The sequence below is a fragment of the Acidovorax temperans genome, from assembly GCF_006716905.1.
In the GTDB taxonomy this organism is placed as follows: domain Bacteria; phylum Pseudomonadota; class Gammaproteobacteria; order Burkholderiales; family Burkholderiaceae_C; genus Acidovorax; species Acidovorax temperans.
Window position 1 is genome coordinate 116,296 of sequence record NZ_VFPV01000003.1, and the last position, 24,983, is coordinate 141,278.

A 24,983-nucleotide genomic window follows, 5' to 3' on the forward strand; every position below is an offset into this window, starting at 1 on the left:
GACTTTTGATTTTGGCTTGCGCTGCCAGGCCTCAAGGCTTGGGCGGAACCTCGGGAGCGGGGGCAGACGCTGCCAAGGCTTCGTCTGCATCCAGCCCCCACTGATCCCAGTCATCCCCAAACAGCTCTGCCGGGTGCTGGGTTCGGTCGGAGCCATTGCCACACCGCATGTCTTTGGCCGGGCAGTACAAGTTGCAACCCCAGCACACCCGCTCGGGGTGGGTGGGGGCTTTGGGAAACTTCTTGACGGCTGCCATGGCGTTTCTCCAGACGGTGCGGCCGGGCTCCTGTGCAACAGCGCGTTATTTGCGCTGGGGCGGCACGTCGGTACAACTGCCGTGGGCAATTTCCGCCGCCATGCCAATGCTTTCGCCCAAGGTGGGATGTGGGTGGATGGTCTTGCCGATGTCGACAGCGTCCGCACCCATCTCGATGGCCAGGGCGATCTCGCCGATCATGTCGCCCGCATGCGTGCCCACGATGCCGCCGCCCAGAATCTTGCCGTGGCCATGGGCTTCGGGCGAGTCGTCGAACAGCAGCTTGGTGTAGCCCTCGTCGCGGCCATTGGCGATGGCGCGGCCCGAGGCCGACCAGGGGAACAGGCCCTTCTTGACCTTGATGCCCTGGGCCTTGGCCTGGTCTTCGGTCAGGCCTACCCACGCCACTTCGGGGTCGGTGTAGGCCACCGATGGGATCACGCGGGCGTTGAACGCGGCGGCTGCCAGTTCCTTGTTGCCCTGCAGCTCACCCGCGATGACTTCGGCTGCCACATGCGCCTCGTGCACCGCCTTGTGCGCCAGCATGGGCTGGCCCACGATGTCGCCGATGGCGAAGATGTGCGGCACGTTGGTGCGCATCTGGATGTCGACGTTGATGAAGCCACGGTCTGTGACGGCCACGCCAGCCTTTTCGGCCGCGATCTTCTTGCCGTTGGGCGTGCGGCCCACGGCCTGCAGCACCAGGTCGTAGGTGCCTTCGCTCTTCGTGCCGTCCAGGCCCTCGAACTGCACCTGGATGCCTTCGGGCGTGGCCTGGGCGCCCACGGTCTTGGTCTTGAGCAGGATGTTGTCGAAGCGGTGCTTGTTCATCTTCTCCCAGACCTTGACGAGGTCGCGGTCCGCGCCCTGCATCAGGCCGTCCATCATCTCGACCACGTCCAGGCGGGCGCCCAGCGTGCTGTACACCGTGCCCATTTCCAGGCCGATGATGCCGCCGCCGACGATGAGCATCTTTTGGGGCACGCCCTGCAGCGCCAGTGCGCCGGTGGAGTCCACCACGCGCGGATCGTCGGGCATGAAGGGCAGGCGCACGGCCTGGCTGCCCGCAGCGATGATGGCGCGCTTGAACGCCACCACCTTCTTGGTGCCCGTCTTGTCCTGGCTGGTGCCGGTGGTTTCTTCCACTTCGAGGTGGTTGGCACCCACAAAGTGACCATAGCCGCGCACCACGGTCACCTTGCGCATCTTGGCCATGGCGGCCAGGCCGCCGGTGAGCTTGCCAATGACCTTTTCCTTGTGGCCGCGCAGCTTGTCCACGTTTACGGTGGGCGCGCCGAAGTCCACACCCAGGTCGGCCATGTGCGACACTTCGTCCATCACGGCGGCCACATGCAGCAGCGCCTTCGAGGGAATGCAGCCGACATTCAGGCACACGCCGCCCAGCTGGGCATAGCGCTCGACCAGCACGACCTTGAGGCCCAGGTCGGCAGCGCGGAAAGCGGCGCTGTAGCCGCCGGGGCCACCGCCAAGCACAAGCACGTCGCACTCCAGGTCGGCGCTACCGGCAAAGCTCTTAGCTTCTGTTTTGATAGCTGCTTGCGCTTGCGCTGCGGGCGCTGGAGCTGGTTTTTGCTCCAAAACTGCGGGTGCAGCAGCGGGCGCTGCGGCCTGCGCCGTCTCCAGCGTGAGCAGCACGCTGCCTTCTGCGATCTTGTCGCCGAGCTTCACCTTGAGCTCCTTGACCACGCCCGCGTGGCTGGACGGAATCTCCATGGAGGCCTTGTCGGACTCCACGGTGACCAGGCTTTGCTAGGCCTTGATGGTGTCGCCGGGTTGAACCAGCACTTCGATGACGCCCACTTCGGCGAAGTCGCCAATGTCGGGCACCTTGATTTGAATCGTTGCCATGGTGCGGTTCCCTTTACAGCAGGATACGGCGATAGTCCGCCAGCACCAGACCGAGGTAGGCGTTGAAGCGCGCGGCCAGGGCGCCATCGATCACGCGGTGATCGTAGCTCAGCGAGAGCGGCAACATCAGGCGCGGAACGAACTGCTGGCCGTCCCACACGGGCTTCATCGCACTCTTCGAGAGGCCCAGGATGGCCACTTCGGGAGCGTTGATGATGGGCGTGAAGTGCGTGCCGCCAATGCCGCCGAGCGAGCTGATGGACATGCAGCCGCCCTGCATGTCGGCGCTGCCCAGCTTGCCGTCGCGCGCCTTCTTGGCCAGTTCGCCCATTTCCTGGCTGATCTGGAAGATGCCTTTCTTGTCTGCGTCCTTCAGCACGGGAACCACCAGGCCATTGGGCGTATCCGCCGCAAAGCCGATATGGAAGTACTGCTTGTACACCAGGCTGTCGCCGTCCAGGCTGCTATTGAAGTCGGGGAACTTCTTGAGCGCGGCCACGCAGGCCTTGATGAGGAACGCGAGCATGGTGACCTTGATGCCACTCTTCTCGTTTTCCTTGTTGAGCTGGTCACAGCAGCGCTTTGGCATTCACCACCGTGTGTATGGGAAGCGTCTAGGCATCCTGGGAATGGGACGCATAGGCCATGCGGTGGCGCGTCGGGGCACAGCCTTCGACATGCAGGTGAGCTATCACAAGCGCAAGCCTGTGGAAGGTTCACCGTATCTCTATACAGAATCTGTGCATGGGTTGGCCCAGTGGGCCGATTTTCTCATTGTGACCGTGGCAGGTGGCGAGCAGACGCGTCACTTGATCGATGCGAACGTACTGGATGCGCTCGGCCCGACTGCCTTTCTCATCAATGTGGCGCGTGGCAGCGTGGTCGATGAACGAGCACTCGTACATGCATTGCAGGACGGGCGAATCGCTGGCGCCGGGCTCGATGTGTACGAGGACGATCCACGCCCATACCCGGGTCTTGAAGCGATGGACAACGTTGTACTGGCTCCTCACATCGGCAGCGGCACGCACGCGACGCGGCATGCAATGGCGGATTGGGTCCTCGAAAACATCCGTACTTGGCCACCGGTCGTCCGATAGAGGAAGTCCCATGGTCAGTTGCACATTGGTCAGGCAAGTAGCACTCCGTGAGCTTGGCGCAGCTAGATACTTCGCAAGATGGCAATCGCATCGCGATCACGGTACAAGTCAGCACCATCAAGTCAGTCGGGCAGGAGATGGTCCACTTAGGAATGCGGTCCAAGCTAGCCCATGAACTGATTTTCATTTTCCCGCTAACCTGAAAGCCGACCACTGCTACGCCTCGCTGCATGCGCAGACCTATGGCGAAGCGGTCGATGCCGCAACGCTGATCCCGCACGTGCCGGATGCGCTCAAGTCTTCCATTATTGGCATCTGTTACAAGCTATGGCGCGCTCTGTTGCTAGCCATGATCGCGGCGTGCCATTGTCCGTTTGAGTGCGGTTTTCAAGTGCCGTTGCATTGCCGCTTGAGCCTGAATGGGATCGCGAGCTTCGATCGCTTCGAGAATCTCTCGGTGCTCATTGAGTGCGACAAACCATGTGTCCACTGGGTCGTACAGACCAAGCAGCTTTGATGGCATAGGGCTTTGTCGTTCGTCGGCACTCGGCAAGTGACCTCAAACGGCACCCGATAGGCTTCAAACCATTGAGCGACGGCCTTCCAGGTGAGCTCGCCGCGCTCCAGCAACTGCAAGGCCCGGTCAATCATGCGACGCATCTCGTGTCGATAACGCTGCTCTGTCATGTTGCACCCCGTTTGATTTAATTTGTAGACCAATATAACCAGTCTCAAGCAGTCACAAAAGCCTTGAGCGCTGTGATGGCATCGGCCAGTGCGCGCGCGAGCCCAACTTGCGCCACGTCAAACGAGATCGAAGATCAGGTGCGTACGTGTGTGAATAGGAATTCCTCGCATTATAATTTGCATCCTTGCTCAAAAGAGCCGCTTCAATTTTCACCACAAGGATGCACATGCGTTGTTTGACTCCGTACAAAGCCTGCCGGGTCGAGGCCCCCAGGAAGACAGAACTCTGTTTGCTGGTGGCTGCCGCCCTGGGCTTCTCGCCTCAGCTTCATGCGCGTGAAGTCGAGTTACCGACCATTGCCGTGGTGGGCGAAGGCGAACGCGCCATGGCCAAGCAACCCGGCTCGGTCAGCCGCCTGAGCAAGCAGGACCTTGAGCTCGCACAACCGGCCTCGACGCAGGACGCCCTGAAAGCCGTACCCGGCATCGTGGTGCGCGACGAAGACGGCTATGGTTTCATCCCCAACATTGGCATGCGCGGGCTCAATCCCAACCGCAGTCAGAAACTGCTGGTCCTGGAAGATGGCGTGCCGGTGGCGCCTGGCCTGTTCCTGGCCAACGAGTCCTACTACAGCCCTCGCATCGAACGCATGGAGAGCATCGAGGTGCTGAAAGGCGCCGCAGGCTTGCGCTACGGTCCGACGACCATCGGCGGCGTCATCAACTACAAGACCAAGAAGCCTGAGGAAGGCGTCAAGGTCACGGGCAAGGCGGGCACGCACGGCTATCGCTTGCTGGGTCTTGATGCCGGCGGGGTCACTTCCTCCGGTGACGCTGTGGGCGGCATCAGCCTCGTCACCGCCGAGGGCGACGGCTTGCGCAACAACGGCTTCAAGATGAACGATGTGGTGCTCAAAGGCGGCATGGCCTTGGGAGACCGACAGTGGCTCAGCGCCAAGCTGTCCTACTACGACAACGACATCAACACCTCTTACGTGGGACTGCGCCCCAGCGAGTACCGCAACGACCCCAGCAAGAACCCCGCCCCGGATGACTATTTCCTGACGAACCGCACCTCGTTTGACCTGAACCACGAGTGGGACATCCGCCCCGACGTCAAGCTGCAAACCGTTGCCTACTGGAGCCAGCTGGAGCGGGATTACTGGCGCCGGGAGGTGGCGGCACGCACGGCAGAGGGCACGACCTTCAAGCCTTGTGGCGGCTCGGTCAACTGCATGGTGGGCCGCAACCGCAGCTTTGAGATGATGGGCGCCGATAGCCGCTTGTTTGTCAACTTTGACGGTTTCGGCATCCGCAACGAGGCCGAGCTGGGCGTGCGCCTGCACCGTGACAAGCTGAGCAACCAGACCGTCAGCTCGAAGACCGATCCGAATGCACGCACGGGCACGCTCACCGGCGACGACTCCCAGGAAGCCGACAGCGTCGCCTTCTATGGCCAAAATCGGTTCCTGCTGACGGAGACCGTGGCGACCACCTTGGGTCTGCGCATCGAGTCGTATGACCAAAAGCGCCGCAATGAACTGACCCAGGCGTCGGGCCAGTCCAGCAACACCGAGGTGATGCCGGGCCTGGGCGTTACGTGGCAGCTGAGCCCCCAGGCGCAGCTGTTTGCCGGGGCGTACAAGGCCTTCTCGCCCGCCATGGTGGCCACCGCCATCAGCTCGTCCGGCCAGAACCAGGAGCTCGACGCCGAGCGGTCCAACAATGTGGAGGTGGGCATCCGCGGTACGGTCAATCGCTGGCAATACGAGGCCACGGCCTTCCAGATGGACTTCTCCAACCAGATCGTGCCGCAGTCTGAATCGGGCGGTGTAGGGGCGACCGTTACCAATGCGGGCAAGACCCTGAATCGCGGCGTCGAGACTGCAGTCGGATTCGACTTCGGTCAGGGATGGCGCCTGAACGCCAACGCCACGTATGTGCCGACGGCCCGCTACAACAGCCAGAAGGTCGTCAGCGGCGTTGACCGGCAAGGCAATCGCTTGCCCTATGCGCCCGAACTGGTGGCAAACCTGGGCGTCAGCTACCGCCAGGGTGCCTTCCAAGGCAGTGTGTTTGCCCATCACACGTCCCAGCAGTATGTGGACCCTGAGAACACGCGCACTGAAAGCGTGGATGGTCGTCGTGGCCTGATTCCGGCTTTCACCACGTTCAACCTGAGTGCGAACTACACACTGTCCAAGCAGGTCAAGTTCTTCGGCACCGTGCGGAACCTCTTCGACAAGAAGTACATCGCCAGCCGGAATCCGGACGGCATCTTTCCGGGTGCAGAACGCCATGTCGAAGTCGGGATGAGCTACAAGTTCTGAGCTCTCGCCTCGGATCGCGCCGGCAACATCGCCACCGATCGGCAGTGCTGGCGCGTGAGGGATACTCCAGCATCCTGGTCGCATGACCAGATCACCTTATCGGAGCCCCCCATGACCAAACACCGCAGCCGCCGCCAACGCAAGAAACTGCACGTCGGCGAATTTCAAGAATTCGGCTTTGCCTTCAAGACCCAGCTGAAAGAAGGCGCCCGCGAGGAGCTGTTCGTGGACGCCTTGCTGGAAGAAGTGATCGAGCCCAAAGGCCTGGAATTTGGCGGCTGGGCCCATGGCGGCTTCATCACCAAGTCCGAACGCGGCAGCGTGTCGGCGCAAGAACGTGCCGCCCTGATCGACTGGACGGATAGGCGTTTTAACCGCATGAGGCCAAGTATCGCACCGCGGAAGCGCCATCAAGCCGGCTGAGACACTCGATTTTCCCGCCCAGGTGTCAGGTTCACCACCAGGGTTTGGCGTTCAGGAGAGTGATTTGCGGCGCTCGGCGTGTACCGGGCGCAGAGCCAGTTCGCGGCAAGTCAAAATCGCCGCTTTGTTCATTCACCAACTGATGCGCTGATCGACCTCAAAGTCCGGTGCCGGTTGCGCCGCTAGGTCCCAGTCTGCTGGCTCGGTTTGCGCCCCGTCATCCATCTGCGCATCACTACAGTCATCCCACAGCGGTGGCCCGCGCGCCGGGGAGATGCGGGGTGGCTCTGAATCTGCCCCGATGTGGTCCAGGATGTGCCGGATGTCAGCGCTGTGCGTAATGAACGCGATGATGCGCATATGCCCGCCACACAGCGGACACAAGAGGGGGAACACCTCGTAGATGCGGGCGATCAGCACCGCCCACAGGTAGTGCGCTGCACGCTTGGGCAGCACCGGCTCGCTCTGGGATGGCAGCGCGCTGCTCATCGGTACCACACCAGGCGCGCACTCCCCCGTGCTGATCGACGCGCCCAGCACGGGAGCGGCTTGCGCCGGTGTCGCCAGCGCCGTCACCGCAGCCCTGAGCGGCGAGTTGGGTGCCAACACGCCAAAATAGCGGTGCCGGTGGGTGCGTGGCGGGGGAACCAGCGCGGCAATGCGGTCGATCAGCTCCAGCGGTGTGAGGTGCAGCTCATCAACCTTGGCACCGCGCTTGTCGCTGGTGGGTTCGCTGCGCTGCTTGCCGCAGCGGTACACCAGTTTGCTTCCCTCTTTGCGCAGCCTGTCCATCGCAAAGGGTGGGCGGGCGCAATAGCGCAAGAGCCGCTCAAGGCCTGGACGGTCGTGGGATTCAATGCACACCCCGGCATCCACCGAGAAACCGCTGTGTTTGTACCCCAGCATCTCTTTTGCCTCGAAGTTCTCCAGCAGCCCACGGCCCACAAAGGCGCGCAGGATACGTTTTTGCAGTGTGGTCTGCACTTGTGCCACGGGTGTCGCATCGATGCCGGTGGCAGGGTGGAATACGACACCTGACGCAGAGACTTGCATTGCGGCATCAGCGCTGCCCTCGCCTGCCACCTCCTCAAACACCCCGTCCACCACACAGACGTGGAAGTGGACGTGTTCGTTCAGGCTGGAGCCGAACCTGTGGATGAAGGCCACTGCGCCGATGTGCAGGCTTTCCTTGTCTGCATTGGCCGCGCCAATGCAGTGCGCCTGCAGGCTTTGCGCAATCACCCGCAGGAAGATGCGCAGCACCATATTGAGCACTGGCCCGTCGCGTTGCATGAACTACCGCAACCTCTTGGGCACGGAGAGCACCCACTGGCGCACCGGCAGGCGGGGGAATACGTGATCGTTCAGGTGCGCTGCTGTCTCCACCATGCGCCGGGTGGTGCACGAGGGGCAGACTCCCCGGCCTTTGCAGGAGAAGGCTACAAAGTAGTCGTGCCCACAGTCGCCGCAGCGAGCGCGGGCAAAGCCATGGGCAAAGATGCCGCACTCAAGATACTTGGCAAACGCTTTGCGCACGAAGGGCTTGGGGGTGTGGTGGTCGCCCTGGCCGTCGAACTGACCCGCGCTGGCCAACTCTAGCCAGGTCTCGTAGTGCTCGGCTACCGTTTGGTAGAGCAGCGTGCGTTCGGGGTGGCGTGGGTTGTAGAGCTTGGGCTTGGAAGTGGCTGACATGAATACTGTACAAATGCAAGGGGTATCTATTTAGCTCCAGCAGCCCCATTGATACTGTGATTTCATCCAGCAATGGTATCCGATTGGCTCTCCCCGGTGTTCTTGCTCACGACATCCCCATACGTCACTGGCGGCGTAACCACCGCTTGCTGCAGCAAGCGGTAAAACAGCATCCCGCGTGAGCTGGATGTGCGCCGGTTGAAACGGAACACGAATTCATCGAGATAGGCGTCCAGGTGGTCTGGCTGTACAGAGCCATGATGTGTTCCCAGCGCCCAGCGCTGTACCAGTGAGGCGACCCGGTGCACTCCCGCCATGGAGACATGGGCAGGTACGCCTGAGCCGAGCATGACGGTGCGCTGGTGGGTGTAACCCAGTTCTCCCAGAGCGCGGTATGCCGCCGAACCATCCGTGCGTACCTGGGCTCCAGGCTCGACCACCTCCTGCACAAAGGGGATTACGTGGGTGGCGGCGTCTCGGTCAATGCGGCGTAACCGGATGCGCCCAAACCCCTTGGGCTCCACGATCTCCACCGCCATGACCATCAACACTTTGGTGGTGCTGCTCTTGCGCCCTGCAGGGGTGGCGGGATTCTTGCGATCCGTGATGGACAGGTACGTTTCATCCACCTCCACAAGCCCCTTGAGCTTGTCCCGGCCCGGGCGGACCATGGCACGTCGAAATCGGTGCAGCATGGTCCAGGCGGTCTGGTAGCTCCCCAAACCCAATACGCGCTGCAGCCCCAGGGCGCTCACGCCTTGTTTCTGATTGGTCAGGTACCAAGCTGCAGCCAGCCAGACACGCAGCGGTGTGCGCGTCTTGTCAAAGATGGTTCCAGATGTCACTGTGCCTTGGTACTGGCATGAGCGGCACATCAGGCGGGTGCGGCTGGCGCGGTACACATCGCCAGCGTTGCCGCAACGCGGGCAGACGAAGCCTTGGGGCCACCGAAGCTTCTCCAGGAACGCCTGGCAAGCCTCTTCGGTGGCAAACCAGTCAAGAAATTCGTTCCAGGTGCGGGGGTAGTCCCGTCCAGGAGTTGGCGTTAGCATCTGGGTTTCCATCCAGCTATTCTCACGTCACTGGAGCTAAATAGATACCCCTTACAAATGCACAGTATTCTGCGGCGATTGTTTGGGTACGCAAAGCACAAGGCCCGAACCGTCGCCAGTTCGGGCCTTGTCAGGGTAGCTTGGCTGCGGACTTACTTGCGCGCAGGCGGCACATCCGTGCAGCTGCCATGCGCCACTTCCGCCGCCATGCCGATGCTCTCGCCCAGCGTCGGATGCGGGTGGATGGTCTTGCCGATGTCGACAGCGTCCGCACCCATCTCGATGGCCAGGGCGATCTCGCCGATCATGTCGCCCGCATGCGTGCCGACCATGCCGCCGCCCAGGATCTTGCCGTGGCCCCGGCCAGCATGGCCGTCTCCTGATCCTGCTTCGGGGCTGTCGTCGAACAGCAGCTTGGTGACGCCCTCGTCGCGGCCATTGGCGATGGCGCGGCCCGAGGCCGACCAGGGGAACAGGCCCTTCTTGACCTTGATGCCCTGCTGCTTGGCCTGGTCTTCGGTCAGGCCCACCCAGGCCACTTCGGGGTCGGTGTAGGCCACGCTGGGGATCACGCGGGCGTTGAAGGCGGCGCTGGCCAGTTCCTTGTTGCCCTGCAATTCGCCGGCGATCACTTCCGCCGCCACATGCGCCTCGTGCACCGCCTTGTGCGCCAGCATGGGCTGGCCCACGATGTCGCCGATGGCGAAGATGTGCGGCACGTTGGTGCGCATCTGGATGTCGACGTTGATGAAGCCACGGTCTGTGACGGCCACGCCAGCCTTTTCGGCCGCGATCTTCTTGCCGTTGGGCGTGCGGCCCACGGCCTGCAGCACCAGGTCGTACACCTGGGGTTCGGGCACTGTCACGCCATCCTTGGCGGGCGCAAAGCTCACCTTGATGCCTTCGGGCGTGGCCTCGGCCGCCACCGTCTTGGTGTTGAGCATGATGTTGTCGAAACGGTGGGCGTTCATCTTCTGCCACACCTTCACCAGGTCGCGGTCTGCGCCCTGCATCAGGCCGTCCATCATTTCCACCACGTCCAGGCGTGCGCCCAGCGTGCTGTAGACGGTGCCCATTTCAAGGCCGATGATGCCGCCGCCCAGAATGAGCATGCGCTTCGGAACACCCTGCAGCGCCAGCGCGCCGGTGGAATCCACCACGCGTGGGTCTTCGGGCATGAACGGCAGGCGCACGGCTTGGCTGCCCGCAGCGATGATGGCGCGCTTGAACGCCACCACCTTCTTGGTGCCCGTCTTGTCCTGGCTGGTGCCGGTGGTTTCTTCCACTTCGAGGTGGTTGGCACCCACAAAGTGACCATAGCCGCGCACCACGGTCACCTTGCGCATCTTGGCCATGGCGGCCAGGCCGCCGGTGAGCTTGCCAATGACCTTTTCCTTGTGGCCGCGCAGCTTGTCCACGTTTACGGTGGGCGCGCCGAAGTCCACACCCAGGTCGGCCATGTGCGACACTTCGTCCATCACGGCGGCCACATGCAGCAGCGCCTTCGAGGGAATGCAGCCGACATTCAGGCACACGCCGCCCAGCTGGGCATAGCGCTCGACCAGCACGACCTTGAGGCCCAGGTCGGCAGCGCGGAAAGCGGCGCTGTAGCCGCCGGGGCCACCGCCAAGCACAAGCACGTCGCACTCCAGGTCGGCGCTACCGGCAAAGCTCTTAGCTTCTGTTTTGATAGCTGCTTGCGCTTGCGCTGCGGGCGCTGGAGCTGGTTTTTGCTCCAAAACTGCGGGTGCAGCAGCGGGCGCTGCGGCCTGCGCCGTCTCCAGCGTGAGCAGCACGCTGCCTTCTGCGATCTTGTCGCCGAGCTTCACCTTGAGCTCCTTGACCACGCCCGCGTGGCTGGACGGAATCTCCATGGAGGCCTTGTCGGACTCCACGGTGACCAGGCTTTGCTAGGCCTTGATGGTGTCGCCGGGTTGAACCAGCACTTCGATGACGCCCACTTCGGCGAAGTCGCCAATGTCGGGCACCTTGATTTGAATCGTTGCCATGGTGCGGTTCCCTTTACAGCAGGATACGGCGATAGTCCGCCAGCACCAGACCGAGGTAGGCGTTGAAGCGCGCGGCCAGGGCGCCATCGATCACGCGGTGATCGTAGCTCAGCGAGAGCGGCAACATCAGGCGCGGAACGAACTGCTGGCCGTCCCACACGGGCTTCATCGCACTCTTCGAGAGGCCCAGGATGGCCACTTCGGGAGCGTTGATGATGGGCGTGAAGTGCGTGCCGCCAATGCCGCCGAGCGAGCTGATGGACATGCAGCCGCCCTGCATGTCGGCGCTGCCCAGCTTGCCGTCGCGCGCCTTCTTGGCCAGTTCGCCCATTTCCTGGCTGATCTGGAAGATGCCTTTCTTGTCTGCGTCCTTCAGCACGGGAACCACCAGGCCATTGGGCGTATCCGCCGCAAAGCCGATATGGAAGTACTGCTTGTACACCAGGCTGTCGCCGTCCAGGCTGCTATTGAAGTCGGGGAACTTCTTGAGCGCGGCCACGCAGGCCTTGATGAGGAACGCGAGCATGGTGACCTTGATGCCACTCTTCTCGTTTTCCTTGTTGAGCTGGACACGGAACGCCTCCAGATCGGTGATGTCGGCGTCGTCGTGGTTGGTCACGGCGGGAATCACCACCGCGTTGCGCGTGAGGTTGGCGCCGCTGATCTTCTTGATGCGGCCCAGTTCCTTGCGCTCCACCGGGCCGAACTTGCTGAAGTCCACCTTGGGCCAGGGCAGCAGGTCCAGGCCCACGCCCGTGCCGCCACCACCCGCCGGGGCCTTGGCGGCCTGGGCCTTGGTCTGCACGCTGCCGGTCATCACGCGCTGGGTGAAGGCCTGCACGTCAGCAAACAGCTCGGCCAGCACCGCCTGGGCCAGCGGGTGCAGATGGATCTCGGGCTCTTCGAGCAGCACCGTGCTGCCGGGCGGCACGCTGTAGGCCACCGTGAGCACCGGCAGCACCTGCGCCACACCCACCCCCACGTCGCGCAGGTTGGCAGCCACGCCATCCTTGTGCACCAGCAGTTCGTAGCGGCTGGAGCGCCCCAGCTGGCGCACCTCGATGACTCATTTATTACGATGAAGCTGGGTTCTGTGCATCACCACCGGTACAACGTGCTTGGTCAAAAATTGGGCAAACACATGAGGTTGTACCAGCGCATCATCAGCGCGTAACAGTCATGGGCGCACTCGATTTTGGGGCGCAACGTCTTCGTCATCAGCAAGTCACGGGTTCAGTTAACCGTGAAACCTTCGTTGCTTTTATGGATGATCTGATTCCCAAAATCGCCAAGCCAGAACCTACTTTCATCATTCTTGACAACGCCGGAATTCATCATAATCTTGATGCGCAAATCACTGCACGCTGGTTGATACAATTTAAGACTGTGCTTTGCTATTTGCCACCTTACAGCCCTGAATTAAACATGATCGAAATCTTATGGAAGCAAGCCAAATACTTTTGGCGAAAATTTGAAACTTGGAGCAAGGAATCATTCAAGGAAAAAATCAGCGATATGCTCGATGGCTTCGGCTCAAAATTTCAAATCAGTTTTTTGTGATTACTTATGTACGTCTGACATGATATTTAACCCCGGCTTACGTCATAACACGTTTGATGCTTAAGTGACTGAAATGCATAAGCAATTACCGAAGAGCCGCCTGACAACTGAATGTATACACAGTATATTTTGCTTGATCGAGTTTAATTTAGGACGTATTGTCCTGAATTATTCCCTTTTATGCGACTTATATGGTTACCGTACTACAAACAGCCAGTCACGAAGAGGCCATGTCTTATCTGGCATTGGCACGCGAACGATTTACACAAAGCGACATTGCCAGACAACTTCAAGTCGATGCCCGCACAATACGACGCTGGGAGGCGCGCCAGTCTGCACCGCCGCCATATATTGTTGCAGCACTCAGACAACTCATCTTGCCGTTGCATGATCTGGCGGCGGGAGCAGGTGATTTTCGTTTTATTGATCTGTTTGCAGGCGTTGGCGGTATCCGTAGGGGCTTTCAGTCAGCCGGGGGCCGTTGCGTGTTTACCAGTGAATGGGACAGTTATGCGCAAAAAACCTATACAGAAAATTATCCTGCAGAGCACATGATTGCAGGCGATATCACACAAATTGACGCTGCAGATATCCCTGATCACGATGTATTGCTGGCAGGATTTCCGTGCCAGCCATTTTCTATCGCCGGTGTTTCAAAGAAAAATTCTCTGGGACGCGCGCATGGATTTGCCGATGAAACGCAGGGCACGTTGTTTTTTGATGTAGCACGCATCATCGAGACCAAGCGCCCGCGTGCTTTTCTTCTGGAAAACGTCAAGAACCTGATGTCGCAATGAAAAAGGCCGTACCTTCGATGTCATCAAACGAACGCTGACGCAAGAATTGGGCTATCACATCCACTGCAAAGTCATCGATGGCGCACACTTTGTCCCGCAACACCGCGAACGTATCATCATCGTCGGCTTCCGCGAACCGGTAGCGTTTGACTGGGATATGCTGAACCTGCCGGAAAAAAATCAGATCAAACTGGGCAGTATTCTGCACAAAACCGATGGCAGCGAGTCAGTGCTGGCGTGGGACGGAAGTAAATTTTTTGACCATGCTAATCAATGCATCCCTGCCAAATACACACTGACCGACAATCTGTGGGTCTATCTGCAAAACTATGCGGCCAAGCACCGCGCAGCGGGCAATGGATTTGGCAATGGATTTGGCAATGGATTTGGCTATGGGCTGGCGCATAAAGATTCAGTCACACGTACCTTATCAGCGCGTTATCACAAGGATGGATCAGAAATTCTGGTATATCAGGGAGAGCAGAAAAATCCGCGCCGCCTGACCCCGCGTGAATGTGCGCGCCTGATGGGTACATGATCACACGAGTCTTGACAGGCTCTTATAGTGGGCTGAACAGTTACCATACTGGCTTCTGAATCACAGGGCAGTGTTGCATTTTACCAACATTGCCGTCGCATGTCACGCAACTGTAATATAGGATTGATACCATCGGTGCCGATGTGAATACAGCATCAATGTTGAAAATTTTTTCCTGCTGACTTCCCGGAGATTTAAATGCAATATAAATTTGTGGCTGCGGCACTGCTCGCATCAATTCCGTTCGCGGCTGTCGCGCAATCCAGCGTCACGATGTATGGCATCGCTGATGCCGCCGTAGCGGCCGAGAATGACGGCAGCAACAAGGTCGTGAAACTCAACAACGGCGGTCGGTCCAGCAGCCGTCTGGGCTTTCGCGGTACCGAAGATCTGGGAGGCGGCCTGAATGCCCTTTTCAATCTTGAGTCCGGCATCGATCTCACTACCGGACAAATCTCTAGCACGTCTACTTTTTTTAATCGCCGTGCGATCGTCGGTCTCAAAGGCGGCTTCGGCACAGTGACGCTGGGCCGCGAGTACTCGCCGATCGAGAGCGTGGCTAGCCCTTCCGACATTATGGAACTGAGCTTTGCTGGTGGCTCCCTGAGTGCATTCGGTAGCGCCCGTAATCGTTTGACACGCCGTTTAGACAATTCGATCAATTACATAACGCCGTCGTTCAACGGCTTGGTGGGCAGCCTCGCGTATGCCCTGGGCGAACAAGCCACGGGACCGTCGAAAGATTTGCTCGGCCTGGGGGTCAACTACTCAAATGGTAAGCTGTTCCTGGGCGCCGCCTACCAGACGTCCAAGCGCGTTGCCGCCGGCGACGACAAGGAGTACGCAGTTGGCGCCGGCTACAATTTCGGCGCGTTTGACGTGAAGGCAAACTATCTGGTCTCCGATCCGGACGGAGCAAACATCAAGTTCGAACAGTTCAACCTCGGCGCATCGGTTGGCTTGGGTAGCGGCCGCTTGTATGCCAACCTCCAGCAGAACAAGATCGAATCCGGCGCCAAGGGCAAGGGTTTTGCGGTTGCATATGCATATCCGCTGTCGAAGCGGACCAGCCTGTATACCTCGTATGCCACGCTGCGCAACAACGCTATCGGCCAATTCGGTATGGAATCGTCGGGCACGAAGCTAGCGCCAGCGGCGCTCGGCACCGATCCATCGGTGTTTGCGGTCGGCGTGCGGCATTTGTTTTAACGGGTAAACCGTGCATCGATAAATCGATGCACTGAATGGGCGATTGCAGACCAATCGCTCTTCAGGATTTGGACGTGCTTGGCGATTTCGAACGCCAACACCGGTTATCGCGTCAACGGATAGGCGTTTTAACCGCATGAGGCCAAGTATCGCACCGCGGAAGCGCCATCAAGCCGGCTGAGACACTCGATTTTCCCGCCCAGGTGTCAGGTTCACCACCAGGGTTTGGCGTTCAGGAGAGTGATTTGCGGCGCTCGGCGTGTACCGGGCGCAGAGCCAGTTCGCGGCAAGTCAAAATCGCCGCTTTGTTCATTCACCAACTGATGCGCTGATCGACCTCAAAGTCCGGTGCCGGTTGCGCCGCTAGGTCCCAGTCTGCTGGCTCGGTTTGCGCCCCGTCATCCATCTGCGCATCACTACAGTCATCCCACAGCGGTGGCCCGCGCGCCGGGGAGATGCGGGGTGGCTCTGAATCTGCCCCGATGTGGTCCAGGATGTGCCGGATGTCAGCGCTGTGCGTAATGAACGCGATGATGCGCATATGCCCGCCACACAGCGGACACAAGAGGGGGAACACCTCGTAGATGCGGGCGATCAGCACCGCCCACAGGTAGTGCGCTGCACGCTTGGGCAGCACCGGCTCGCTCTGGGATGGCAGCGCGCTGCTCATCGGTACCACACCAGGCGCGCACTCCCCCGTGCTGATCGACGCGCCCAGCACGGGAGCGGCTTGCGCCGGTGTCGCCAGCGCCGTCACCGCAGCCCTGAGCGGCGAGTTGGGTGCCAACACGCCAAAATAGCGGTGCCGGTGGGTGCGTGGCGGGGGAACCAGCGCGGCAATGCGGTCGATCAGCTCCAGCGGTGTGAGGTGCAGCTCATCAACCTTGGCACCGCGCTTGTCGCTGGTGGGTTCGCTGCGCTGCTTGCCGCAGCGGTACACCAGTTTGCTTCCCTCTTTGCGCAGCCTGTCCATCGCAAAGGGTGGGCGGGCGCAATAGCGCAAGAGCCGCTCAAGGCCTGGACGGTCGTGGGATTCAATGCACACCCCGGCATCCACCGAGAAACCGCTGTGTTTGTACCCCAGCATCTCTTTTGCCTCGAAGTTCTCCAGCAGCCCACGGCCCACAAAGGCGCGCAGGATACGTTTTTGCAGTGTGGTCTGCACTTGTGCCACGGGTGTCGCATCGATGCCGGTGGCAGGGTGGAATACGACACCTGACGCAGAGACTTGCATTGCGGCATCAGCGCTGCCCTCGCCTGCCACCTCCTCAAACACCCCGTCCACCACACAGACGTGGAAGTGGACGTGTTCGTTCAGGCTGGAGCCGAACCTGTGGATGAAGGCCACTGCGCCGATGTGCAGGCTTTCCTTGTCTGCATTGGCCGCGCCAATGCAGTGCGCCTGCAGGCTTTGCGCAATCACCCGCAGGAAGATGCGCAGCACCATATTGAGCACTGGCCCGTCGCGTTGCATGAACTACCGCAACCTCTTGGGCACGGAGAGCACCCACTGGCGCACCGGCAGGCGGGGGAATACGTGATCGTTCAGGTGCGCTGCTGTCTCCACCATGCGCCGGGTGGTGCACGAGGGGCAGACTCCCCGGCCTTTGCAGGAGAAGGCTACAAAGTAGTCGTGCCCACAGTCGCCGCAGCGAGCGCGGGCAAAGCCATGGGCAAAGATGCCGCACTCAAGATACTTGGCAAACGCTTTGCGCACGAAGGGCTTGGGGGTGTGGTGGTCGCCCTGGCCGTCGAACTGACCCGCGCTGGCCAACTCTAGCCAGGTCTCGTAGTGCTCGGCTACCGTTTGGTAGAGCAGCGTGCGTTCGGGGTGGCGTGGGTTGTAGAGCTTGGGCTTGGAAGTGGCTGACATGAATACTGTACAAATGCAAGGGGTATCTATTTAGCTCCAGTGACGTGAGAATAGCTGGATGGAAACCCAGATGCTAACGCCAACTCCTGGACGGGACTACCCCCGCACCTGGAACGAATTTCTTGACTGGTTTGCCACCGAAGAGGCTTGCCAGGCGTTCCTGGAGAAGCTTCGGTGGCCCCAAGGCTTCGTCTGCCCGCGTTGCGGCAACGCTGGCGATGTGTACCGCGCCAGCCGCACCCGCCTGATGTGCCGCTCATGCCAGTACCAAGGCACAGTGACATCTGGAACCATCTTTGACAAGACGCGCACACCGCTGCGTGTCTGGCTGGCTGCAGCTTGGTACCTGACCAATCAGAAACAAGGCGTGAGCGCCCTGGGGCTGCAGCGCGTATTGGGTTTGGGGAGCTACCAGACCGCCTGGACCATGCTGCACCGGTTTCGACGTGCCATGGTCCGCCCGGGCCGGGACAAGCTCAAGGGGCTTGTGGAGGTGGATGAAACGTACCTGTCCATCACGGATCGCAAGAATCCCGCCACCCCTGCAGGGCGCAAGAGCAGCACCACCAAAGTGTTGATGGTCATGGCGGTGGAGATCGTGGAGCCCAAGGGGTTTGGGCGCATCCGGTTACGCCGCATTGACCGAGACGCCGCCACCCACGTAATCCCCTTTGTGCAGGAGGTGGTCGAGCCTGGAGCCCAGGTACGCACGGATGGTTCGGCGGCATACCGCGCTCTGGGAGAACTGGGTTACACCCACCAGCGCACCGTCATGCTCGGCTCAGGCGTACCTGCCCATGTCTCCATGGCGGGAGTGCACCGGGTCGCCTCACTGGTACAGCGCTGGGTGCTGGGAACACATCATGGCTCTGTACAGCCAGACCACCTGGACGCCTATCTCGATGAATTCGTGTTCCGTTTCAACCGGCGCACATCCAGCTCACGCGGGATGCTGTTTTACCGCTTGCTGCAGCAAGCGGTGGTTACGCCGCCAGTGACGTATGGGGATGTCGTGAGCAAGAACACCGGGGAGAGCCAATCGGATACCATTGCTGGATGAAATCACAGTATCAATGGGGGCTGCTGGAGCTAAATAGATACCCCTTACAAATGCACAGTATTCTGCGGCGATTGTTTGGGTACGCAAAGCACAAGGCCCGAACCGTCGCCAGTTCGGGCCTTGTCAGGGTAGCTTGGCTGCGGACTTACTTGCGCGCAGGCGGCACATCCGTGCAGCTGCCATGCGCCACTTCCGCCGCCATGCCGATGCTCTCGCCCAGCGTCGGATGCGGGTGGATGGTCTTGCCGATGTCCACCGCGTCGGCACCCATCTCGATGGCCAGGGCGATCTCGCCAATCATGTCGCCCGCATGGGTGCCCACGATGCCACCGCCCAAAATCTTGCCGTGGCCATGGGCCTCGGGCGAGTCGTCGAACAGCAGCTTGGTGTAGCCCTCGTCGCGGCCATTGGCAATGGCGCGGCCAGAGGCAGACCAGGGGAACAGGCCCTTCTTGACCTTGATGCCCTGGGCCTTGGCCTGGTCTTCGGTCAGGCCCACCCACGCCACTTCGGGGTCGGTGTAGGCCACCGATGGGATCACGCGGGCGTTGAACGCGGCGGCTGCCAGTTCCTTGTTGCCCTGCAGTTCACCCGCGATGACTTCGGCCGCCACATGCGCCTCGTGCACCGCCTTGTGCGCCAGCATGGGCTGGCCCACGATGTCGCCAATGGCGAAGATGTGCGGCACGTTGGTGCGCATCTGGATGTCGACGTTGATGAAGCCACGGTCTGTGACGGCCACACCAGCCTTGTCGGCGGCGATCTTCTTGCCGTTGGGCGTGCGGCCCACGGCCTGCAGCACCAGGTCGTACACCTGGGGTTCGGGCACTGTCACGCCATCCTTGGCGGGCGCAAAGCTCACCTTGATGCCTTCGGGTGTGGCCTCGGCCGCCACCGTCTTGGTGTTGAGCATGATGTTGTCGAAACGGTGGGCGTTCATCTTCTGCCACACCTTGACCAGGTCGCGGTCAGCGCCTTGCATCAGGCCGTCCATCATCTCGACCACATCGAGGCGTGCGCCCAGCGTGCTGTACACCGTGCCCATTTCCAGGCCGATGATGCCGCCGCCCAGGATGAGCATGCGCTTCGGAACGCCCTGCAGCGCCAGCGCGCCGGTGGAATCCACCACGCGTGGGTCTTCGGGCATGAACGGCAGGCGCACGGCCTGGCTGCCCGCAGCGATGATGGCGCGCTTGAACGCCACCACCTTCTTGGTGCCCGTCTTGTCCTGGCTGGTGCCGGTGGTTTCTTCCACTTCGAGGTGGTTGGCTCCCACAAAGTGGCCGTAGCCACGCACCACGGTCACCTTGCGCATCTTGGCCATGGCGGCCAGGCCGCCGGTGAGCTTGCCGATGACCTTTTCCTTGTGGCCGCGCAACAGGTCCACGTTGACCTTGGGCGCGCCAAAGTCGATGCCAGCGGCAGACAGGTGCGACACCTCGTCCATCACCGCCGCCACATGCAGCAGCGCCTTGGAGGGGATACAGCCCACGTTCAGGCACACGCCGCCCAGGGTGGCATAGCGCTCTACCAAGATGACCTTGAGGCCCAGGTCGGCCGCACGGAACGCCGCCGAGTAGCCGCCAGGGCCACCACCCAGCACGAGCACATCGCAGTCCAGATCCGCAGAACCGCCGAAGCTGGCTGCTGCAATATTAGGAGCTACTGGCGCTTGTGCAGCGGGCGCTGGAGCCGGTTTTGACTCAGAAGCCGGGGCTGCGGGGGCGGGTGCTGCAGCCGGTGCCGCACCGGCAGCGCCCTGCACTTCCAGCGTCAGCACCACGGCGCCTTCGGCGATCTTGTCGCCCAGCTTCACTTTCAGTTCCTTCACCACACCAGCATGGCTGGAGGGGATCTCCATGGAGGCCTTGTCGGACTCCACGGTGATCAGGCTCTGCTCGGCCTTAATGCTGTCGCCAGGCTTGACCAGCACTTCGATCACACCGACTTCGGCGAAATCGCCAATGTCGGGCACTTTGATGTCGATGATTGCCATGTGTCGGGCCCTCGCGTTACATCACGATGCGGCGGAAGTCCGCCAGCAGCGAGGCAAAGTACACGTTGAAGCGCGCGGCGGCGGCGCCGTCGATCACGCGGTGGTCCCAGCTCAGGGAGAGGGGCAGCATCAGGCGCGGGGCGAATTGCTTGCCGTCCCACTTGGGTTCGATGCTGCTCTTGCACACGCCCATGATGGCCACTTCCGGCGCATTGATGATGGGCGTGAAGTAGCGGCCACCGATGCCGCCTAGCGAGCTGATGGAGAAGCAGCCGCCCTGCATGTCTGCCGGGGCCAGCTTGCCTTCGCGCGCCTTGGCGGCGAGTTCGCCCATTTCCTTGCTGATCTGCACGATGCCCTTCTGATCGGCATCCTTGATGACGGGAACCACCAGCCCGTTGGGCGTGTCGGCCGCAAAGCCGATGTGGAAGTAGTTCTTCATCACCAGCTGATCGCCGTCGAGCGAGCTGTTGAACTCAGGGAACTTCTTGAGCGCGGCCACAGCGGCCTTGATCATGAAGGCCAGCATGGTGACCTTCACGCCGCTCTTCTCGTTCTCTTTGTTGAACTGCACGCGGAAGGCTTCCAGGTCGGTGATGTCCGCATCGTCGTGGTTGGTGACGTGCGGGATGACAACCCAGTTGCGGTGCAGATTGGCGCCGCTGATCTTCTTGATGCGCGAGAGGTCCTTGCGTTCCACCGGGCCGAATTTGGCGAAATCGACCTTGGGCCAGGGCAGTAGGTCCAGACCCACGCCAGAACCACTGGCTGCCGGTGCGGGTGCCTTCGCGGCCTGGGCCTTGGTTTGGGCGGCGCCGCTCATCACCTGCTTGGTGAAGTTCTGGATGTCGTCCTGGGTGATGCGACCCTTGGGGCCGCTGCCCTTGACTTCTTCCAGCGGCACGCCCAGCTCACGGGCGAACTTGCGCACGGAGGGGCTGGCGTGGGGCAGACCCAGCGTGGCAGCGCCGGGCTGGTGGGCGGGGGCTGCCACCGTCGTCGCAGCCGCTACAGGGGCTGCTGCCACCATGGCGGGAGCTGGAGTCGCGGTTGATGCGGGCGCAGGGGCTGCTGCAACAGGTGCGGTGGCAGCAGGCGCAGCGGCGCTGGCCACGCCTTCCAGAACAGCCACCAGGTCGCCAATGTTCACGGTGTCACCGATCTTGACCTTGAGTTCCTTGAGCACGCCAGCGGCGGGCGAAGGAATCTCCATGGAGGCTTTGTCGGATTCGACGGTGAAGAGTGATTGCTCCAGCGCTACGGTGTCGCCGGGCTTGACCAGCAGCTCGATCACGGCCACGTTCTTGAAGTCGCCAATGTCGGGCACGCGCACTTCCACGGGGCCTGCGGCTGCTGGCGCAGGTGCGGCGGCCACAGGGGCGGCCGTTGCAGCAGCCGGGGCGGCTGCGGGGGACGCGGCAGGTGCGGGCGCAGCCGCTGGGGCTGCGGCAGTGGCGCCAACGGCTTCCACCACGGCAATCACCGAGCCTTGCTTGACCTTGTCGCCCAGCGCCACCTTGAGTTCCTTGACCACGCCAGCGTGGCTGGAGGGAATCTCCATGGAGGCCTTGTCGGACTCCACCGTGATCAGCGACTGCTCGGCCTTGACGGTGTCACCCACCTTCACGAGCAACTCGATGACGCCGACTTCGTCGAAATCCCCGATGTCCGGGACTTGAATGTTGACCAATGCCATTGTTGTCTCCGTCTCGGGTTAGGCGTACAGCGGGTTGATCTTGTCGGCGTTGATGCCGTACTTGGCAATGGCTTCTGCCACCTTGGACACGTGCACCACGCCGTCGTCGGCCAGCGCCTTCAGGGCGGCGATCACGATGTAGTGGCGGTTCACCTCGAAGTGCTCGCGCAGCTTGCTGCGGAAGTCTGAGCGGCCGAAACCGTCGGTGCCCAGCACGCGGTAGCTGCGGCCCTTGGGCACGAAGGGGCGGATTTGCTCGGCATAGGCCTTCATGTAGTCGGTCGATGCCACCACGGGGCCGCTGCGGCTGCCCAGCTGGCGGGTAACGAACGGCACGCGTGGGGTTTCCAGCGGATGCAGCAGGTTCCAGCGGTCGGCGTCCTGGCCCTCACGGGTCAATTCGTTGAAGCTTGGGCAGCTCCACACGTCGGCCTGCACGCCCCAGTCGGCGGCCAGCAGGGTTTGGGCTTCCATCGATTCACGCAGAATGGTGCCCGAGCCCAGCAACTGCACGCGCTTGTCGCCGTCGGCGCCGGGCTTGCACAGGTACATGCCCTTGATGATCTGCTCTTCCGTGCCGGGCAGCAGGCCGGGCATGGCGTAGTTCTCGTTGAGCAAGGTGATGTAGTAGAAGACGTTTTCCTGGCGTTCCACCATGCGCTTCAAGCCGTCGTGCATGATCACCGCGACTTCGTGGGCGAAGGTCGGGTCGTAGCTCACGCAGTTGGGGATGGTGTTCGCCAGGATGTGGCTGTGGCCGTCTTCGTGCTGCAGGCCTTCGCCGTTGAGCGTGGTACGGCCCGAAGTGCCGCCCAGCAAGAAGCCGCGCGCCTGCATGTCACCCGCCGCCCAGGCCAGGTCGCCGATGCGCTGGAAGCCGAACATCGAGTAATACACGTAGAACGGGATCATGATCCGGTTGTTCGTGCTGTACGAGGTGGCCGCTGCAATCCAGCTGGCCATGCCGCCGGCTTCGTTGATGCCTTCTTGCAGTATCTGGCCAGCTTTGTCTTCCTTGTAGTACATCACCTGGTCGCGATCGACCGGGGTGTAGAGCTGGCCCTTGGGGTTGTAGATCCCGATCTGGCGGAACAGACCTTCCATGCCGAAGGTGCGGGCTTCGTCCACCAGGATGGGCACCACGCGGGGGCCCAGGGCCTGGTCGCGCAGCAGCTGCGTGAGGAAGCGCACGTAAGCCTGGGTGGTGGAGATTTCACGGCCTTCCGCCGTGGGCTCCAGGATGGCCTTGAAGGTGTCGAGCGACGGCACCGTGAAGCTTTCATCGGCCTGGGGACGGCGCTGGGGCAAATAGCCGCCCAGGGCCTTGCGGCGCTCGTGCAGGTACTGCATTTCGGGCGTGTCATCGGCGGGCTTGTAGTACGGAATGTCGGCCAGCTGGCTGTCCGGAATCGGAATGTTGAAGCGGTCGCGGATGTACTTGATGTCCTCGTCTGAGAGCTTCTTGGTCTGGTGCACGGTGTTTTTGCCTTCACCGGCTTTGCCCATGCCGTAGCCCTTCACGGTCTTGACCAGCAGCACAGTGGGCTGGTTCTTGTGCTCGTTGGCGGCGTGGAAGGCGGCGTAGACCTTGGCGGGCTCGTGGCCACCGCGGCGCAGTTCGAAGATCTCCTCGTCGGTCATGTGCTCGACCAGCTTGGCGGTCTCGGGGTACTTTCCGAAGAAGTTCTTGCGAACAAAAGCGCCGTCGTTGGCCTTCATGGCCTGATAGTCGCCGTCCAGCGTTTCCATCATCAGCTGCTTGAGCTTGCCGGTCTTGTCGCGGCGCAGCAGCTCGTCCCAGCCGTTGCCCCACAGAAGTTTGATGACGTTCCAGCCTGCACCACGGAACTCACCTTCAAGTTCTTGCACGATCTTGCCGTTGCCGCGCACAGGGCCGTCCAGGCGCTGCAGGTTGCAGTTGATGACGAACACGAGGTTGTCGAGATTCTCGCGCGCGGCCAGGCCAATCGCGCCCAAAGATTCGGGTTCGTCCATCTCGCCGTCGCCGCAGAACACCCAGACCTTGCGGTTCTCGGTGTTGGCAATGCCACGGGCGTGCAGGTACTTGAGGAAGCGGGCCTGGTAGATCGCCATCAGCGGGCCCAGGCCCATCGAGACGGTGGGGAACTGCCAGAACTCGGGCATCAGCTTGGGGTGCGGGTAGCTGGACAGGCCCTTGCCGTCCACTTCCTGGCGGAAGCTGTCGAGCTGCGCTTCGCTCAGGCGGCCTTCCAGATAAGCGCGGGCGTAGATGCCGGGGGCGCTGTGGCCCTGGATGTACAGCAGGTCGCCACCATGGTTTTCGCTGGCGGCATGCCAGAAGTGGTTGAAGCCGGCACCGAACATGCTGGCCACGGAAGCGAAGGAGCCAATGTGGCCACCCAGATCGCCGCCGTCCGCAGGGTTCAGGCGGTTGGCGCGCACCACCATGGCCATGGCGTTCCAGCGCATATAGGCGCGCAGGCGCTTTTCAATGGCGATGTTGCCGGGGCAATGGGCTTCCTGCTCGGGCTCAATGGTGTTCACGTAGCCGGTATTGGCAGAAAACGGCAGGTCGATGCTGCTTTGCCGGGCATGTTCCAGCAGCTGCTCTAACAGAGAGTGGGCGCGCTCGGGGCCCTCTTTTTCAATGACGGCGGACAGGGCATCCATCCATTCGCGGGTTTCTTGTTGATCCGCGTCGGTGCCGATACCGAGGCCGGCCTGTGGGTCGGGCTGAGCTGACATGCTTTGTCTCCTGTGAGTTGCAGCTGGCAAAAATTGTGGCGTAGTTTCGCACAATTCGCCTTCATTTCAAATGGTGCCCGTATGTTTCATATTGCGATAAATTGCTGCA

The 24,983-nt window shown here is 61.4% G+C and carries 11 protein-coding genes and 10 pseudogenes; 8 read left to right on the top strand and 13 right to left on the bottom strand.

The genetic code is table 11. The features are described from left to right. Positions 1-31 precede the first annotated feature (31 nt). The 3 genes and pseudogenes from BDD18_RS15410 to BDD18_RS15420 all read right to left on the bottom strand — a co-directional run. The gene (locus tag BDD18_RS15410) at positions 32-256 is read right to left on the bottom strand and encodes a DUF3079 domain-containing protein (protein WP_066783795.1); all 225 of its coding nucleotides are present in this window, start codon (positions 254-256) and stop codon (positions 32-34) included. 45 nt (positions 257-301) lie between these two features. Next, a pseudogene (lpdA, locus tag BDD18_RS15415) lies at positions 302-2,125 on the bottom strand (dihydrolipoyl dehydrogenase). 13 nt (positions 2,126-2,138) lie between these two features. Continuing rightward, a pseudogene (locus tag BDD18_RS15420) lies at positions 2,139-2,687 on the bottom strand (2-oxo acid dehydrogenase subunit E2); the annotation flags it as partial. A gap of 4 nt (positions 2,688-2,691) precedes the next feature. Between BDD18_RS15420 and BDD18_RS15425 the strand changes: the two are divergent. Beyond that, a pseudogene (locus BDD18_RS15425) lies at positions 2,692-3,266 on the top strand (NAD(P)-dependent oxidoreductase); the annotation flags it as partial. Between the two features lie 140 nt (positions 3,267-3,406). After that, a pseudogene (locus BDD18_RS22545) lies at positions 3,407-3,517 on the top strand (DUF2274 domain-containing protein); the annotation flags it as partial. Between the two features lie 51 nt (positions 3,518-3,568). Here the strand turns inward: BDD18_RS22545 and BDD18_RS15435 are convergent. Next, positions 3,569-3,748 (bottom strand): FCD domain-containing protein, encoded by a 180-nt coding sequence (locus tag BDD18_RS15435; RefSeq protein ID WP_142084263.1) that lies wholly within the window; start codon positions 3,746-3,748, stop codon positions 3,569-3,571. Positions 3,749-4,208: 460 nt separating this feature from the next. Between BDD18_RS15435 and BDD18_RS15440 the strand changes: the two genes are divergently transcribed. After that, on the top strand, positions 4,209-6,242 hold the full coding sequence (locus BDD18_RS15440; protein WP_244939147.1) for a TonB-dependent receptor family protein: 2,034 nt from the start codon (positions 4,209-4,211) through the stop codon (positions 6,240-6,242). Positions 6,243-6,353: 111 nt separating this feature from the next. After that, positions 6,354-6,665: a 50S ribosome-binding protein YggL gene (locus tag BDD18_RS15445; protein ID WP_142084267.1), complete on the top strand. Its 312-nt coding sequence runs from the start codon at positions 6,354-6,356 to the stop codon at positions 6,663-6,665. Positions 6,666-6,797: 132 nt separating this feature from the next. Here BDD18_RS15445 and BDD18_RS15450 read toward each other — a convergent pair. The 5 genes and pseudogenes from BDD18_RS15450 to BDD18_RS22765 all read right to left on the bottom strand — a co-directional run. Continuing rightward, positions 6,798-8,357, bottom strand: a pseudogene (locus tag BDD18_RS15450) (transposase). A gap of 62 nt (positions 8,358-8,419) precedes the next feature. Then, on the bottom strand, positions 8,420-9,421 hold the full coding sequence (locus BDD18_RS15455; protein WP_142084269.1) for an IS1595-like element ISCsp2 family transposase: 1,002 nt from the start codon (positions 9,419-9,421) through the stop codon (positions 8,420-8,422). Positions 9,422-9,561: 140 nt separating this feature from the next. Further along, positions 9,562-11,418, bottom strand: a pseudogene (lpdA, locus tag BDD18_RS15460) (dihydrolipoyl dehydrogenase). A gap of 13 nt (positions 11,419-11,431) precedes the next feature. Next, positions 11,432-12,262: pseudogene (locus BDD18_RS15465) on the bottom strand (2-oxo acid dehydrogenase subunit E2); the annotation flags it as partial. Positions 12,263-12,301: 39 nt separating this feature from the next. Continuing rightward, a pseudogene (locus BDD18_RS22765) lies at positions 12,302-12,475 on the bottom strand (hypothetical protein); the annotation flags it as partial. A gap of 11 nt (positions 12,476-12,486) precedes the next feature. Here BDD18_RS22765 and BDD18_RS15470 point away from each other — a divergent pair. From BDD18_RS15470 to BDD18_RS15480, 3 genes and pseudogenes are all read left to right on the top strand, one after another. Beyond that, complete coding sequence (locus tag BDD18_RS15470) at positions 12,487-12,978, top strand: IS630 family transposase (RefSeq protein WP_082758667.1); 492 nt, start codon at positions 12,487-12,489, stop codon at positions 12,976-12,978. A gap of 230 nt (positions 12,979-13,208) precedes the next feature. Beyond that, positions 13,209-14,307, top strand: a pseudogene (dcm, locus tag BDD18_RS15475) (DNA (cytosine-5-)-methyltransferase); the annotation flags it as partial. Between the two features lie 204 nt (positions 14,308-14,511). After that, positions 14,512-15,522: a porin gene (locus tag BDD18_RS15480; protein WP_142084272.1), complete on the top strand. Its 1,011-nt coding sequence runs from the start codon at positions 14,512-14,514 to the stop codon at positions 15,520-15,522. 313 nt (positions 15,523-15,835) lie between these two features. Here the strand turns inward: BDD18_RS15480 and BDD18_RS15485 are convergent. Beyond that, a pseudogene (locus BDD18_RS15485) lies at positions 15,836-17,395 on the bottom strand (transposase). A gap of 58 nt (positions 17,396-17,453) precedes the next feature. Between BDD18_RS15485 and BDD18_RS15490 the strand changes: the two are divergent. After that, on the top strand, positions 17,454-18,455 hold the full coding sequence (locus BDD18_RS15490) for an IS1595-like element ISCsp2 family transposase (protein WP_011805960.1): 1,002 nt from the start codon (positions 17,454-17,456) through the stop codon (positions 18,453-18,455). Positions 18,456-18,600: 145 nt separating this feature from the next. Here BDD18_RS15490 and lpdA (BDD18_RS15495) read toward each other — a convergent pair whose 3' ends face one another. The 3 genes from lpdA (BDD18_RS15495) to aceE are packed head-to-tail and all read right to left on the bottom strand — an operon-like array spanning position 18,601 to position 24,874. Then, positions 18,601-20,451, bottom strand: coding sequence for a dihydrolipoyl dehydrogenase (gene lpdA / locus BDD18_RS15495; RefSeq protein ID WP_142084274.1), 1,851 nt, complete (start codon positions 20,449-20,451; stop codon positions 18,601-18,603). A gap of 16 nt (positions 20,452-20,467) precedes the next feature. Beyond that, positions 20,468-22,147, bottom strand: a complete 1,680-nt coding sequence (gene aceF, locus BDD18_RS15500) for a dihydrolipoyllysine-residue acetyltransferase (protein WP_142084276.1) — start codon at positions 22,145-22,147, stop codon at positions 20,468-20,470. An 18-nt stretch (positions 22,148-22,165) separates the two neighbouring features. Continuing rightward, on the bottom strand, positions 22,166-24,874 hold the full coding sequence (gene aceE / locus BDD18_RS15505) for a pyruvate dehydrogenase (acetyl-transferring), homodimeric type (RefSeq protein WP_142084278.1): 2,709 nt from the start codon (positions 24,872-24,874) through the stop codon (positions 22,166-22,168). Positions 24,875-24,983 lie beyond the last annotated feature (109 nt).